The organism is Pseudomonas sp. M47T1, from assembly GCF_000263855.1.
In the GTDB taxonomy this organism is placed as follows: domain Bacteria; phylum Pseudomonadota; class Gammaproteobacteria; order Pseudomonadales; family Pseudomonadaceae; genus Aquipseudomonas.
Window position 1 is genome coordinate 161583 of the sequence record NZ_AJWX01000004.1, and the last position, 13871, is coordinate 175453.

Consider the following 13871-nt stretch of genomic DNA (forward strand, 5'->3'; position numbering starts at 1 on the left):
GCATGGCTATTGTGGGTGCAGCATGCTTCTGTGGGAGCGGGTTCTACCCGCGAAAGGAGCGCCGCAGAGTGTCTGAAACAACGCGGTGCCATTTTTCGCGGGCAGAGCCCGCCCCCACAAAATATTTAGCGGCTGCCACAGATAAAGGGCGCGCGTACAACTTCATCACCCAATCTGAAATAACCCATCCACCACCTGCGTCTGTGCCAGGCGCTCGCGCAGGTCGGTATCGATCTCGGGGTCGTCCGGCAGGTACAGGCGCACGCGCTGGTACGCCTCGACGCGGTTGATCTCCTTGCCCAAAAACTCCCACACCACCCGCGTGCAGGCCGGGGCGCGGTGGTCGGCGGAGGAGACGCCGATCTTCAGGCCATTGAGGCGCTTGATACGGGCCTTGTAGCTGGGGATCAGCACCGTCTGGCAGATTTCATTCGACGTCAGCGACTCGTAATCGACGAAAAACAGCCGGTTTTGCAGGCTATAGGCCACCCCCAAGTAACGATACCGCTCATATTCTTCACCCTTGATGCCGGGCGTTTGCAGACGTTCGCTGCGCTCATAGGTATAGTGCCCGCCCTCTTCGTGCAGGTGTACCAGTGAGCAGAGGATGTGCCCTGGAACCGACATCGAATGGTAGTACTCGTAGTAGTACCCCACGTGGGCCGCCAGATCAGGCGATGAACGCTGGCGCAAATGCTCCAGGGCGCGTTGTGGCCCAATAGCCTCCAGTGGCTCGACGGTATGGCGGTTGCGTACGCCGATCAGCCGCGTGAACTGCTCGATCGGCAGGCCGATCTCGTACTCCTCCACCCCGAAAAAGTCGCAGATGCGCTTGAGGTTGTAAGGCGTCGGAAGGCTTTGGCCACTGAGGTATTTATTGAACTGCGCACGGTTGATGTCCAGCCGCCGGCACACCTCGGCAATGGACGGATAGTGCCGACACAGCAATTGCAGGTTCGCGGGGAGGTATTCACGCATGTGCAGTTCGTCGATATGGCGCCAAGGAGCGCGAAGGTAGCATCAAGTAGCATCATTTTCCATCAACCCGCGAAATTGCTCCGGGCGGGTCAATCGCCAACCATTTGCGCCCTGAGAACTGGGTGCGACGTGTTGAACCCGGACCAGTCAAATTCGCCATCAAAAAAAAACAGCGAGGATTACTCCATGCTTGAAGTCATCAACGACTTCCTCTCGGGCAAAGTACTGATCGTGCTTATTGTCGGCCTCGGCAGCTACTTTACGATCCGCTCGCGATTCGTCCAGTTTCGCCACTTCTTCCACATGTTCGCGGTGTTCCGTGACAGCTTGAAGAGCAGCTCTGATCAGCTCAGTTCGTTCCAGGCCCTGATGCTCAGCCTGGCTGGTCGGGTAGGCGCAGGTAACATCGCCGGCGTGGGTATCGCCGTGACCCTGGGCGGCCCTGGTGCCGTGTTCTGGATGTGGGTAACCGCGCTGGTGGGCATGTCCAGCAGCTTCTTCGAATGTACCCTGGGCCAGTTGTACAAGCGCTGCGACTCCGAGGGTCAGTTCCGCGGCGGCCCTTCGTATTACATCCAGCATGGCCTGGGCAAGCGCAAGATCGGCATGGTCATGGCCGTCCTGCTGCTGGTGACCTTCGGTTTCGCCTTCAACGGCCTGCAATCCCACGCCGTGACCCACTCGCTGAACAACGCTTTCGGCCTGGACGTGCACAAAACCGGTATCGCCCTGGCCGTATTGCTGGGCCTGGTGTTCGTGGGCGGCATCAAGCGCATCGCCAAGGTTGCCGACCTGCTGGTACCGGTCAAGACCCTGGTGTACATCGGCGTGACCCTGTACGTGATCGGCCTGCAGTTCGAACACGTACCCGCCATGCTGGAAACCATCGTCAAGAGCGCCTTCGGGTTTGACCAGGCTTTCGGCGGCCTGGTGGGCAGCGCCATTGTCATGGGCGTGAAGCGCGGCGTTTTCGCCAACGAAGCCGGTCTGGGCAGCGCCCCGAACGTGGCAGCCGTGGCACAGGTCGAGCACCCGGTTGCGCAAGGCGTGGTTCAGGCGTTCAGCGTGTTCCTGGACACCTTCGTGATCTGCACCTGCACCGCCCTGCTGATCCTGCTGTCGGGCTTCTACACCCCGGGCTTCGAAGGTGACGGCATTGCCCTGACCCAGAACTCGCTGGCCGCCGTGGTAGGTGACTGGGGCCGCATGTTCATTAGCGTCGCACTGGCACTGTTTGTGTTCACCTCGATCCTCTACAACTACTACCTGGGTGAAAACAGCCTGCGCTTCCTGGTGGGTGAAAACCGCAAGGCGCTGATCGGCTACCGCGCACTGGTACTGGCGCTGATCGTGTGGGGCGCGGTGGAAGACCTGAGCACCGTGTTCGCCTTCGCCGACATCACCATGACCATGCTGGCGTTCGTCAACCTGATCGCCCTGGCCATGCTGTTCAACATCGGCCTGCGCCTGCTGGCCGACTACGACGCCCAGCGTAAAGCCGGCATCAAGACACCGGTGTTCGACGCCAGCCAGTTCCCGGACCTGGACATCGACGCCAAGTCCTGGCCTGCCGTGACCACTTCGGTCGAAACCGAAAAAGCAGTAAACCTGGCCCAGGCACAACGCTGAATGGCCGGGGCATTTCTGCCCACCCACCTGGCCCCGGGCGATTACATCGCCCGGCCCAGGCTCGGAATCATCACCGGCTCGGGGCCAGAAGCCGGTATGGACATGTGGGCCAAGCTGCTGGATGAAAACCGCCGTCGCCTGGGCCAGGCGTTTCGCGGCGACCTCGATGCCCCCGCGGTGTCGATCATTTCCGACCCTGAACTGGGGTTGTCGATGGAACTGCAAAAAACCGAGCTGCACGTGTGGAATGCACTGCGCCAGGACGTACTCGCCCTGGACGGCAAGGTCGCGGCCTTCGCCATTGCCTGCAACACCTTGAACCTATTTGCCGAGCGCATTCGCGAGTTGAATCTGCGTAGTGTGTTCGTTTCGTTCTGTGACGTACTGGAAGCCTTCCTGCTTCGCACCAGCCAACAGCGCGTGTGCCTGCTGGGCGCCAGGCCCGTGGCCGAACTGGCCGAATGGTCGCCCTACCGCTCGCTGCGCCAGCACGTGGCGTTCGAGCCGGCACCGGCCCAGGCCTTGCATCAACTGATTTACGACATCAAGGCACTGGGGCCCAAACACCCGGATCTCAGGCCGCGTTTCAGCCGCATGCTGGAGGGCATCGAATCTGACACGGTGCTGCTGGCGTGCACCGAACTGCCGTTGATTGCCGATATCGATACTGACAAACAACTGGTCGATGTCACCCAGCTGGTGGTCGAAGCCCTGCTCGACCATACCGGCGTCATTCGTGAGGAGACCGGGACATGAACCCAGCCCAAGCAGTACCCGCGCGCCAGGTCATGGTGCTCTACACCGGCGGCACCATCGGCATGCAAGCCACGGCCAACGGCCTGGCGCCCGCTTCCGGCTTTGAACAGCGCCTGCGTGAGCAACTGGCCGGCCACCCGGACCTGGCCATCCCTGCCTGGCGCTTTCGCGAGCTGCTGCCGCTGATCGACAGCGCCAACATGACCCCGGACTACTGGCAGCGCCTGCGCGACGCCGTGGTCCAGGCCGTGGAAGTGGACGGTTGCGACGCCGTGCTGGTCCTGCATGGCACCGATACCCTTGCCTACAGCGCGGCGGCCATGAGCTTCCAGTTGCTGGGCCTGGCCGCCCCGGTGGTGTTCACCGGCTCCATGCTGCCTGCCGGTGTGCCGGACAGCGACGCCTGGGAAAACATCAACGGCGCCTTGGTGATGCTGGCCCAAGGGTTGCCCTACGGCGTGCAAATGTACTTCCACGGCGAAGTGCTGGCCCCCACCCGCTGCGCCAAGATCCGCAGCTATGGCCGCCACCCCTTCGCCGCGCTCAAGCGCAGCGGCGGCGTGCCGCGCGCCGAGGCACTGCCAGCGGCACTGGGCTACAACCAACCCAAAGGCCTGGCCAAGGTAGCGGTACTGCCGCTGTTCCCCGGTTTCGGCGCCGAGCCGTTGCAGGCGGTGCTGGCCAGCGGCGTTCAGGCGCTGGTGCTGGAGTGCTACGGCAGCGGTACCGGCCCGTGCGACAACGAAGGCTTCATTGCCGCGCTGATGGCCGCACAGGCCAGCGGCGTGGTGATCGTCGCCATCACCCAATGCCATGAAGGCGGCGTCGAGTTCGACGTCTACGAAGCGGGCAGCGGCCTGCGCGCCGCTGGCGTGCTGGCCGGCGGCGGCATGACCCGCGAAGCCGCGTTCGGCAAGCTGCACGCGCTGCTGGGCGCCGGCCTGCCGGTGGCCGAGGTGCGTCGCCTGATGGAGCTCGACCTGTGCGGTGAGCTGGCCTAAAAGGCACGCTACTTGCTCGATATCCGCCACACCTTGGCTGGATATCGAGCATGCTCCACTCCCACCTCACTACCCTCAATGCCGTCTCGCTGGTGCTCAACACCTTCAAGTCCGAAGGGTTGTCCAGTGAAGCACTGCTGGCCGGCAGCGGCATCAGCCCCGCAGACCTTAGCCGTTCCGACCCGCGCATCACCACCAGCCAGGAAATGCAGGTGTGTGCCAACGCCGTCGCCCTGCGCCAGGAAATAGGCCTGGAACTGGGGCGGCGCATGCACGTCTCCGCCTATGGCATGCTTGGCTATGCACTACTTTCCAGTGCCACTTTCGGTGACGCCCTACAGTTGGCGCTGCAATATCCGGCACTGCTGGGAACACTTTTTCACTTGCAGCTGAAGGACGATGGCGAGCGCGTCTGGTTCAGCGCCAGTCACTACACCGATAGCCCAACGTTAGCGGTGTTCAACGCCGAGTTGTGCATGACCTCGCTGAAAGTCATCTGCGACGACCTGCTGGGCCACCCCCTGCCCTTGCTGGCCGCGCGCTTTGGCCATGGGGCGCCCGGTTACCGCGAGAACTACGCCGTGACCTTCGATTGCCCGGTGCAGTTCGATGCCTGGGATCATGCCTTTGCCTTCGACAGGCAATGGCTGACGCAACCACTGCCACTGGCCGACCCGGTCACCCACCGCGCCATGGCCGAGCGCTGCCGCGTGCAGAACCTTGAGTTCACCGGGCGCCAGGCGTGGCTGGCGCGCATCCGCCACTTGCTGGAATCGCAGTTGGCCTCCGCCCCCGGCCTGGAAGGGCTGGCGCGGCAGATGAACTGCTCGGCGCGCACCCTGCGCCGCCACCTCAGCGATGTGGGCAGCAGTTACCAGGACCTGCTGGATCAACTGCGCTTCGAACGCGCCAAGCACATGCTGGCCGAAGACCATCTGCCCATTTACCGCATTGCCGAGGCCCTGGGTTTCAGTGAAACGGCCAGTTTTCGCCATGCATTTGTGCGCTGGAGCGGCGTGGCCCCGAGTCACTTCCGCGCCTGATTGGTGCGGCATGCGCCAAACGGAGGCGAAATACGGTCAACGGTTTTGGCCATATCGATCCCCTTTTGGCCGTTTCTGCCGTTCCCGATTTCCCGTTGGCACATCAAGAATGGAGCCCTGATTAAGCCACCGGAGAATAAGAAAATGCTTACGATCTATTCAGATGACCATCATCTGCACCACGGCCGCTGCGAGCTGATCGACGGGCAATTGATGCCTTGCTTCGAAATGCCCTCGCGCGCCGACCACGTGCTGCAACGGGTCAAGGACCGTGAGCTGGGCCCGGTACAGGCACCCAGGGACTTGGGCCGCGCGCCCATCGAACGCGTCCACGACAAGGGCTACCTGGACTTCTTCCAGGGCGCCTGGCAGCGCTGGACCGAGATGGGCCGCGAAGACGACATCATGCCCTTCACCTGGCCTGCGCGTACCCTGCGCGCCATCAAGCCAACCACCCTGCTGGGCGAGCTGGGCTACTACTCCTTCGACGGTGGCGCGCCCATTACCGCCGGCACCTGGCAGGCCGCCTACAGCGCCGCCCAGGTGGCGTTGACCGCCCAGGCCGCGATGCAGGCCGGGGCCTATAGTGCATTTGCCCTGTGCCGCCCACCGGGCCATCACGCCGCCAGCGACGTCATGGGCGGCTATTGCTACCTGAACAACGCGGCCATCGCGGCGCAGGCATTTCTCGATCAGGGCCACCAACGCGTGGCCATCCTCGACGTGGACTACCACCACGGCAACGGTACCCAGGCAATTTTCTATGAGCGCAGCGATGTGTTCTTCGCCTCGATCCACGGCCATCCGGAATTCGAATTCCCGTTCTTCCTCGGCTATGACGACGAGGTGGGCGAAGGCGCCGGCGAGGGCTTCAACGTTAACTATCCGCTGCCGGCAGGCAGCGCCTGGGATGTCTGGGCGAAGGCGCTGGATGCATCCTGCGGGCGTATCGACGACTACGCGCCAGACGTGATCATCGTGTCCCTGGGCGTGGACACGTTCAAGGACGACCCTATCTCGCAGTTCAAACTGGACAGCCCCGACTACCTGAATATGGGCAAGCGCATTGCCGCGCTGGGCAAGCCCACCCTGTTCGTGATGGAAGGCGGCTACGCCGTGGAGGAGATCGGCATCAACGCCGTGAACGTGCTGGAAGGCTTCGAAAGCGCCCTCAAGGAACGCCAACATGCATAAGCTCAAGCACGCCCTGTGCGCCCTGGCCCTGGCCTGCGGCGCGGCCCACGCCGACGAGCCGCGCACCCTCAAGGTGTACAACTGGTTCGACTACATCACCCCGCAAACCTTGGTGGACTTCCAGAAAGAGGACAACGTCAAGCTGGTGTACGACATTTTCGACACCAACGAAGCGCTGGAAGCCAAGCTGCTGACCGGCAACTCCGGCTACGACGTGGTGGTGCCGTCCAACGTGTTCCTGGCCAAACAGATCGAAGCCGGGGTTTTCCAACCGCTGGATCGCAGCAAGCTGAGCAACTTCAACCATCTTGATCCCAAGCTGATGAAGATGCTGGAGCAGAACGACCCGGGCAACAAATACGCCGTGCCGTACATGTATGGCACCATCCTGATCGGCTTCAACCCTGCCAAGGTCAAGCAGGCGCTGGGCGACAATGCGCCTGTGGACAGTTGGGATCTGATCTTCAACGAAGACAACATCAAGAAGCTCAAGCAGTGCGGCGTGGCCATGCTCGATTCGCCGTCGGAAATCCTGCCCCTGGCACTGCAGCATCTAGGCCTGGACCCCAACTCCAGCAAACCGGAGGACTACAAGAAAGCCGAGGCGCTGATGCTCAAGATCCGCCCCTACATCACCTACTTCCACTCCTCCAAGTACATGGCTGACATTGCCAACGGCGATATCTGCGTGGCCGTGGGCTACTCGGGCAGCTTCTCCCAGGCCGCCAACCGCGCCCGCGACGCCAAGAACGGCGTGGTGGTGGACATGCGCCTGCCCAAGGAAGGCGCGCCGATCTGGTTCGACATGCTCGCCATTCCCAAGGGCGCGGCCAATATCGAGGACGCCCACACGTTCATCAACTACTTGCTGCAACCCCAGGTGATCGCTCCCATCAGTGACTTTGTCGGCTACCCGAACCCCAACAAGGACGCCACCGCGAAAGTCTCGGAAGCCATTCGCAACAACCCCAACCTTTACCCCACGGACGAGATGATGGCCAAGCTCTACACGCTCAAGCCACTGGACCACGACGCCGAGCGCGCCCGCACCCGCGCCTGGACCAAGATCAAATCCGGCACGTAACCTGGTCTTCGTGTACCGATCGAGTTCTGTGGAAGCGGGCTCTGCCCGCTCCCACACGTCACACGGCGCAATGTTCAGCGCCAGGCATTGCGCAGGCACGCTAGTGCTGCCACGGTGGCGGCTTCATCCACCGCCGCAAACCCCAGCACCAGCCCCGCCCGGTTATCCACAGGCTCGTCGGAGTCGCCCAGCCAGTAGTGGCTCAAGGCGTTCACTTCCACCCCCACTTCTTCTGCCTTCGTCACCAGTTCCTGTTCACGCGCCAGGGTCTGCACCGGGATGGTCAGGTGCAAGCCGGCCGAAACCGTGGGCAGTTTGCCCATGCCGGCAATACCGTCAGGCCAGTTGTCCAGCAGCGCATTGCGGCGCGCCAGTGCCGCGCGGCGCATGCGGCGGATGTGGCGTTGGAAATGACCGTCGGCGATGAACCGTGCCATGACCCGCTGCACGCCTATTTCCGAATGGCGCAGGGCAACGCCGCGCTTGCGCGAAAAGGCTTCGACCATGGCCGGCGGCACCACCAGGTAGCCCAGCCGCAAGGCGGGGAACGCCACCTTGCCGAAGGTACCCACGTACAGCACGCGCCCGCTGCGATCCAGCGCGGCCAGGGGCGCCAACGGCGCACCGCTGTAGCGGTACTCGCCGTCATAGTCATCCTCGACAATCCAGCCCTCATTGCGCTCGGCCCATTCCAGCAACGCCAGGCGCCGCGCCAAGCTCAGCGTCACCCCGGTGGGGTATTGATGCGCGGGGGTCACGTACACCATCCGGCACCCCTGCACCTGCTCCAGCGCCCCGCACACCAAGCCCTCCTCATCCACCGGTATACCGCGCAGGGCTGCCCCGGCATTGGCAAAGGCATGCCCGGCCGCGCGGTACCCGGGATTCTCGACCGCCACGGTGTCGCCAGCGTTCACCAGCAGCTGTGCACAAAGCCCTATGGCCTCCTGTGCGCCGGTGGTGATCAGAATTTGTTCAGCGCTGCAGTTGAGCCCTCGCGAGCTGCGCAAATAAGCGGCAATCAGGGCCCGCAGGTCCGGGTCGCCAGCCGGGTCGCCGTAGCCGAGCAAGGCTGGCTCCGGATCACGCCAGAAATCCGCGTAAAGCTTGGCCCACGTGGCAAACGGAAACAGATCGAACGCCGGTACACCCACGCGAAATGCCCGTGGCGGCCCGCTGCGCAACGGCGAAAGATGATGCTCAGCGAGCAGTTTGAGCGCCTCACTGTGGATAACTTTACTGGATGAAATGCCAGTATTTTTGATCAATTTTGTGGATAAGGCTGTGGATAAACCCCGGTATAACCCTGTGGACAGTTTTGTGGATAGTTTTTCTGGGGTGGGTTCAAGCCGAGCCACATAAGTGCCGTCCCCCACCCTGCCTTGCAGGAAGCCCTCGGCATACAACTGGTCGTAGGCGCGCACCACGGTGTTGCGCGAAACACTTAAGGCCCGGGCCAGATCGCGGCTCGCCGGCATCCGCGTGCCGCTGGCCAGGCGGCCATCCAGAACGCGCGCGCGCAGCGCCTGATACAACTCGCGGCTGAGGCCGCGGCCGGCGTCGAGCTGGATGCCGGCAGGGTCGAAGGGCAACGCAGGGGAAGTGATCATGGGGGTAATGGACCTATGAAAATGACAGGAAATGGCTCTTACAAAGGTCCAATTCGCCGCCTAGGATAAGCACAGACGCCGAGGAAGATCGAGCCATGTATTTACCCGCCGCTTTCCATGACCAAGACATCGAACGCCTGCACCAACAGATTGAGGACAGCCGCCTGGCCATCGTGGTAACCCACGGCGAGCAAGGCCTGCAAGCCAGCCACGTGCCGTTGCTGCTGGACCGCACCGCAGGCGAATTCGGCACCCTGCGCGGCCACTTGGCGCGGGCCAACCCGCAATGGCAGGACCTGGCCAACGGCAGCCAGGCACTGGTTATTTTCAGCGGCGCCGACGCCTATGTCAGCCCCGGGTTCTACCCCAGCAAGGCGGAGCACGGCAAAGCTGTGCCCACCTGGAATTTCCTGGCGGTGCACGCCAGTGGCACCGCCGAAGTGTTCAGTGACGCCGAGCGCCTGCAGGCCTTGGTCAGCCAGCTCACCGACCGCCACGAAGCCGGCCAGGCAAAACCGTGGGCGGTGAGCGATGCGCCAGCCAACTACCTGCAAAGCATGTTGAAAGCCATTGTCGGTTTCCAATTGCCAATCAGCCGCCTGGAAGGCAAGCGCAAGCTCAGCCAGAACCGCAGCGCCGCCGACATCGACGGTGTGCAGCAAGGGCTGGCCGCCAGCACCGACCCCCTGGACAACGCCGTTGCCCAGCTTATGAACCCATAAGGAGCCACCATGTCATCCGTTGAAATACGCCCCGTCAGCGCCACCGATCATGCCCAATGGCTGCCGTTGTGGCAGGCCTACCTGCGCTTCTACAACACTGAACTGGCAGGCGACGTCAGCGATTCCACCTGGCAACGCATGCTCGACACCGCCGAGCCCACCAACGCAGCACTGGCCTGGCAAGACGGGCGCGCCATTGGCATGGTGAACTTCATCTACCATCGCTCGAACTGGTCCATCGAAAACTCCTGCTACCTGCAGGACCTATACGTCAGCGAAGCCGCGCGCGGGCTGGGCGTGGGTCGCAAGCTGATCGAACACGTCTACGCCACCGCTGCCGCCAACGGTTGCGGCAAGGTGCACTGGCTGACCCACGAAACCAACGCCACGGCCATTCAATTGTACGAGCGCATTGCCGAACGCCCCGGCTTCATCCAATTTCGCAAGGCTTTGTAGGAGTTGACCATGACCAACCCTGTTACCGACTGGCAACCGGCCGTCGAACCGAGCGGTTCAACCTTGCAAGGGCGTTTCATTCGCCTGGAAAAACTGGATGTTGCCCATCATGGCCATGAGCTGTGGGCAGCGCTGCAAGGCCCGGACCCGAAGCTGTGGGACTACCTGCCCTACGGCCCCTTCACCGAGCGCGGGTTGTTCGATGCCTGGCTCAAGGGCCAGGCGGCGAGCACCGACCCGCTGTTCTACACAGTGATCGACCTGAACAGCGGCAGGGCCGAAGGCATTCTGAGCCTGATGTCCATTGTGCCGGAGCATGGCCGCATCGAAATTGGCCACGTGGCCTTCGGCGCGCCCATGCAGCGCACGCCAAAAAGCACCGAGGCGGTGTACCTGTTGGCCAAGCTGGCTTTTGCGCTGGGCAACCGTCGCCTGGAGTGGAAGTGCAACAACGCCAACGCCCGCTCCAAACAGGCGGCCGAACGGCTGGGGTTCACCTATGAAGGGGTGTTCTGGCAACACATGATCGTCAAGGGCTGCAGCCGTGATACCGCTTGGTACTCGATCACTGACGGTCAGTGGCCGGCCGTGCACGCCGCATTCGAGGCCTGGCTGGCCGATGCCAACCAGACCGCGAACGGCCAGCTCAAGAGCCTGAGCCAGTTGCGCGCCGGTTAAAGCCCAGCCGCCAGCACGGCAATGTGCTCCGGGCCAATGCCGCAGCAGCCGCCAATGTGGGTCGCGCCCCGTGCGCGCCAATTGGCCGCCCACTGCAGGTAACCCGGCGGGTCCAGGTCTTCGCGCAGTTCGTCGAGGCCATCGTTGGCCTTGGCGTCCTTGGGCTGCGGCGGGAAGGCGTTGGCGTAGGCACCGATGGCCACGCTGGCGCCCAATGCGGCAAAGGTATCGCGCGCAGCATCGATCGCCGCGCCGATCACTTCGGGCTGGCTGCAGTTGAACAGCAAAACCTGCACACCCAACGCCACGGCCGCCTTGGCCGCCTCGGTAACCGGCTCGCCTGAGCGCAGGCGCGCAACCTCCTCGGTATCTTCGTCCTGCAAGGTGAACGACAACCAGAACGGCTTGCCGTCGGCTGGCAAGCCTGCGCGAATGGCGCGCGCTTCGGCGATGCAGCTCTGGGTTTCCGCCAACCACAGGTCCACGTGTGGCGCCAGGCCGCGCACCAGCGGCTGCAGCAACTCGTCCACGCGCTGCGGTTGAAAAAGGTCCGGGCGATATGAGCCAAACAGTGGCGGCAACGAACCCGCTACCAACGCCTTGCCGTTGGCGCCATCCGCAGCTTCGCGCGCCAGCCGGCCAGCAATATCGGCCAGCGCCTGGCCCTCGCGGGCAAAACGCTCTTCACCAATGTGGAACGGCACCACGGCGTAGCTGTTGCTAGTGATCACCTGCGAACCACTGTCGATATAAGCCGTGTGCACATCGCGAACGGCCTCGGGCGCGTCCCCCAGCGCCAGCGCAGACCATTCCGGCTGGCGAAATGGGGCGCCCCGGCGTTGCAACTCGCGGCCCATGCCGCCATCCAGAATAACCACTGCCGCTTCGCTCATATGCAATTCGCTTATATCGATATGAAAAAAACTCACTATGAGTGAGCTGGTTATAACTATTTAATACGTCACTTCGTCGTACTTACAACCATTTTCTTTTTGGGGATTTTCGTGAAATTACGCGCTCTGCTGGGTATCGGCCTATTGGCCCTGGCCGCCTCCACACAAGCCCTGGCGGGTACCACGCTGGAACGCGTGCAGAGCCACAAGGAACTGGTTGGCGTATTGATGGAGAGCTACCCGCCCTTCTCCTTCCTGAATGACCAGAACCAGCTCGACGGCTTCGACGTGGACGTGGCCAAGGCCGTGGCGCAGAAGCTGGGCGTTACCCTGCGCCTGGAAACGCCCTCGTGGGACGTAATTGCCGCCGGGCACTGGAGCGGCCGTTATGACATTTGCATCTGCTCTATGACCCCGAGCAAGGCACGCGCCGAAGTGTTCGATTTCCCCGTCGAGTACTACGCCTCGCCTGCAGTGATCGTGGTCAACGCCAATGACGATCGCATCCATTCGGCCAAGGACCTGTCGGGCATGAAGGTGGGCTTGACCAGCGCCTCCAGCTACGAAAGCTACCTGAACAAGAACCTGGTGATCGAGGGCGCGGAAGACAAGCCGCTGGTCTACCCATTCGAAAACGTGCAGATCGCACCGTATGACACCGATAACGTTGCCTTCCAGGACCTGGGCCTGGGTGCCGGCAAGCGCCTCGACGCCATCCTCACCAATCTGGTGACCGCCCAGCCTCGCCTGAACCAGGACAAGCGTTTCAAGCTGGCCGGCGTGCCACTGTATGAAGAGCCCAACTCGGTGGCTATCGAGAAAGGTGACCCCGAGTGGGACGCCAAGGTGCGCCAAGTGTTCGCCGAGCTGAAACAGGACGGCACGCTGGGCAAGCTGTCGCAGAAATGGATCGGCGCCGACATCAGCAAATGACTTCCTACGAGCCCCAACGCCCTCCGCAGCAGGTTCGCGAGGGCCTGTTGCAGCGAATCTTCGGTTTCCGTACCCGTCTGTACCTGACCTGGGCAGTGATGCTTGCCTTGTTCAGCGGGTTTTTCCTCAGTTTTGATCTGAAACTCTCGGTCATTCTCGACAAGCTACCCAACCTGATCGGCATGCACCTGGCGCCCAACGGCTTTCTCCAGGGCGCGGCCCTGACGCTGTTCCTGTGCCTGTGCTCCATCGTTGTCTCGGTGCTGCTGGGGTTCATCACCGCCTTGGCGCGGCTGTCCAAGAGCGCGGTGGCGTTCGGTGTGGCCAGTTTCTACGCGTCATTTTTTCGCGGCACGCCGCTGCTTATCCAGATTTTGCTGATCTACCTGGGGCTGCCGCAACTGGGCATCGTCCCGGGCGCCATCAGCGCCGGGATCATCGCGCTGTCGCTGAACTACGGTGCGTACCTGAGTGAAATTTTCCGTGCCGGTATCATCGGCGTGGCTGCCGGCCAGCGCGAAGCGGCACTGGCGCTGGGGCTGCGGCCCACGCAGATCTTCTGGCGAGTCACCCTGCCCCAGGCCATGCGTACCATCATCCCGCCCACCACCAACCAGTTCATCTCGATGCTGAAAGACTCATCGCTGATCTCGGTAATGGGCGTGTGGGAAGTGATGTTCCTGGCGCAGTCGTATGGGCGATCCAGCTACCGCTACATCGAGATGTTGACCACGGCAGCAATTCTGTACTGGATCATGTCAATCGGCCTCGAGCTGCTGCAGGCTCGGATGGAAGCTCATTACGGCAAGGGATACCGCGAGCGGCGCTGAACCTGGCATAAAGGGTTTCAGCTTTGTACTGATAAATATTTTTGTAAACACAATTAGCTATATA

General features: G+C 62.4%; 14 protein-coding genes. 11 read left to right on the plus strand and 3 right to left on the minus strand.

Going from position 1 to position 13871, the window contains the following annotated elements; genetic code table 11:
• Window positions 1-165: 165 nt before the first annotated feature.
• Window positions 166-978 (minus strand): helix-turn-helix domain-containing protein, encoded by an 813-nt coding sequence (locus PMM47T1_RS06505; protein WP_008366957.1) that lies wholly within the window; start codon window positions 976-978, stop codon window positions 166-168.
• Between the two features lie 186 nt (window positions 979-1164).
• On the opposite strand from PMM47T1_RS06505, the gene PMM47T1_RS06510 reads away from it, so the two are divergent.
• From PMM47T1_RS06510 to PMM47T1_RS06535, 6 genes are all read left to right on the plus strand, one after another.
• Window positions 1165-2607 (plus strand): alanine/glycine:cation symporter family protein, encoded by a 1443-nt coding sequence (locus PMM47T1_RS06510; RefSeq protein WP_008366958.1) that lies wholly within the window; start codon window positions 1165-1167, stop codon window positions 2605-2607.
• Window positions 2608-3363: an aspartate/glutamate racemase family protein gene (locus PMM47T1_RS06515; RefSeq protein ID WP_008366960.1), complete on the plus strand. Its 756-nt coding sequence runs from the start codon at window positions 2608-2610 to the stop codon at window positions 3361-3363.
• The gene (locus PMM47T1_RS06520; protein ID WP_008366962.1) at window positions 3360-4364 is read left to right on the plus strand and encodes an asparaginase; all 1005 of its coding nucleotides are present in this window, start codon (window positions 3360-3362) and stop codon (window positions 4362-4364) included. The genes PMM47T1_RS06515 and PMM47T1_RS06520 overlap by 4 nt, the downstream gene beginning before the upstream one ends.
• 50 nt (window positions 4365-4414) lie before the next feature.
• Window positions 4415-5407, plus strand: coding sequence for an AraC family transcriptional regulator (locus PMM47T1_RS06525; RefSeq protein ID WP_008366964.1), 993 nt, complete (start codon window positions 4415-4417; stop codon window positions 5405-5407).
• A 144-nt stretch (window positions 5408-5551) separates the two neighbouring features.
• Window positions 5552-6601 (plus strand): histone deacetylase family protein, encoded by a 1050-nt coding sequence (locus tag PMM47T1_RS06530; RefSeq protein WP_008366967.1) that lies wholly within the window; start codon window positions 5552-5554, stop codon window positions 6599-6601.
• Entirely contained in the window at window positions 6594-7685 is a 1092-nt protein-coding gene (locus PMM47T1_RS06535; protein WP_008366969.1) for a polyamine ABC transporter substrate-binding protein, read from the plus strand. The genes PMM47T1_RS06530 and PMM47T1_RS06535 overlap by 8 nt, the downstream gene beginning before the upstream one ends.
• Before the next feature lie 74 nt (window positions 7686-7759).
• Here PMM47T1_RS06535 and pdxR read toward each other — a convergent pair whose 3' ends face one another.
• Entirely contained in the window at window positions 7760-9295 is a 1536-nt protein-coding gene (pdxR, locus tag PMM47T1_RS06540) for a MocR-like pyridoxine biosynthesis transcription factor PdxR (protein ID WP_008366970.1), read from the minus strand.
• A 95-nt stretch (window positions 9296-9390) separates the two neighbouring features.
• Here pdxR and PMM47T1_RS06545 point away from each other — a divergent pair, with 95 nt between their 5' ends.
• Genes PMM47T1_RS06545 through PMM47T1_RS06555 form a run of 3 tightly spaced genes read left to right on the plus strand, consistent with a single transcriptional unit; the run spans window position 9391 to window position 11151 of the window.
• Window positions 9391-10017 (plus strand): FMN-binding negative transcriptional regulator, encoded by a 627-nt coding sequence (locus PMM47T1_RS06545; RefSeq protein WP_008366972.1) that lies wholly within the window; start codon window positions 9391-9393, stop codon window positions 10015-10017.
• 9 nt (window positions 10018-10026) lie between these two features.
• Complete coding sequence (locus tag PMM47T1_RS06550; RefSeq protein ID WP_008366974.1) at window positions 10027-10473, plus strand: GNAT family N-acetyltransferase; 447 nt, start codon at window positions 10027-10029, stop codon at window positions 10471-10473.
• A gap of 9 nt (window positions 10474-10482) precedes the next feature.
• Window positions 10483-11151, plus strand: a complete 669-nt coding sequence (locus PMM47T1_RS06555; protein WP_008366976.1) for a GNAT family N-acetyltransferase — start codon at window positions 10483-10485, stop codon at window positions 11149-11151.
• Here the strand turns inward: PMM47T1_RS06555 and PMM47T1_RS06560 are convergent.
• Complete coding sequence (locus PMM47T1_RS06560) at window positions 11148-12044, minus strand: homocysteine S-methyltransferase family protein (protein WP_008366978.1); 897 nt, start codon at window positions 12042-12044, stop codon at window positions 11148-11150. The two genes, PMM47T1_RS06555 and PMM47T1_RS06560, sit on opposite strands and share 4 nt — an antisense overlap.
• A gap of 111 nt (window positions 12045-12155) precedes the next feature.
• Between PMM47T1_RS06560 and PMM47T1_RS06565 the strand changes: the two genes are divergently transcribed.
• Together PMM47T1_RS06565 and PMM47T1_RS06570 are read left to right on the plus strand one after the other, a co-directional pair.
• A complete protein-coding gene (locus PMM47T1_RS06565; protein WP_043300806.1) occupies window positions 12156-12977 on the plus strand; it encodes an ABC transporter substrate-binding protein in 822 nt (273 codons plus the stop codon).
• Window positions 12974-13807: an amino acid ABC transporter permease gene (locus PMM47T1_RS06570; RefSeq protein ID WP_008366982.1), complete on the plus strand. Its 834-nt coding sequence runs from the start codon at window positions 12974-12976 to the stop codon at window positions 13805-13807. The genes PMM47T1_RS06565 and PMM47T1_RS06570 overlap by 4 nt, the downstream gene beginning before the upstream one ends.
• Window positions 13808-13871: the final 64 nt, after the last annotated feature.

Coding starts and splice junctions, on each gene's coding strand:
- PMM47T1_RS06560 (WP_008366978.1), bottom strand. CDS start 12,044: ATGAGCGAAGCGGCAGTGGTTATTCTGGATGGCGGCATGGGCCGCGAG.
- PMM47T1_RS06520 (WP_008366962.1), top strand. CDS start 3,360: ATGAACCCAGCCCAAGCAGTACCCGCGCGCCAGGTCATGGTGCTCTAC.
- PMM47T1_RS06545 (WP_008366972.1), top strand. CDS start 9,391: ATGTATTTACCCGCCGCTTTCCATGACCAAGACATCGAACGCCTGCAC.
- PMM47T1_RS06555 (WP_008366976.1), top strand. CDS start 10,483: ATGACCAACCCTGTTACCGACTGGCAACCGGCCGTCGAACCGAGCGGT.
- PMM47T1_RS06525 (WP_008366964.1), top strand. CDS start 4,415: ATGCTCCACTCCCACCTCACTACCCTCAATGCCGTCTCGCTGGTGCTC.
- PMM47T1_RS06530 (WP_008366967.1), top strand. CDS start 5,552: ATGCTTACGATCTATTCAGATGACCATCATCTGCACCACGGCCGCTGC.
- pdxR (WP_008366970.1), bottom strand. CDS start 9,295: ATGATCACTTCCCCTGCGTTGCCCTTCGACCCTGCCGGCATCCAGCTC.
- PMM47T1_RS06505 (WP_008366957.1), bottom strand. CDS start 978: ATGCGTGAATACCTCCCCGCGAACCTGCAATTGCTGTGTCGGCACTAT.
- PMM47T1_RS06570 (WP_008366982.1), top strand. CDS start 12,974: ATGACTTCCTACGAGCCCCAACGCCCTCCGCAGCAGGTTCGCGAGGGC.
- PMM47T1_RS06510 (WP_008366958.1), top strand. CDS start 1,165: ATGCTTGAAGTCATCAACGACTTCCTCTCGGGCAAAGTACTGATCGTG.
- PMM47T1_RS06515 (WP_008366960.1), top strand. CDS start 2,608: ATGGCCGGGGCATTTCTGCCCACCCACCTGGCCCCGGGCGATTACATC.
- PMM47T1_RS06550 (WP_008366974.1), top strand. CDS start 10,027: ATGTCATCCGTTGAAATACGCCCCGTCAGCGCCACCGATCATGCCCAA.
- PMM47T1_RS06535 (WP_008366969.1), top strand. CDS start 6,594: ATGCATAAGCTCAAGCACGCCCTGTGCGCCCTGGCCCTGGCCTGCGGC.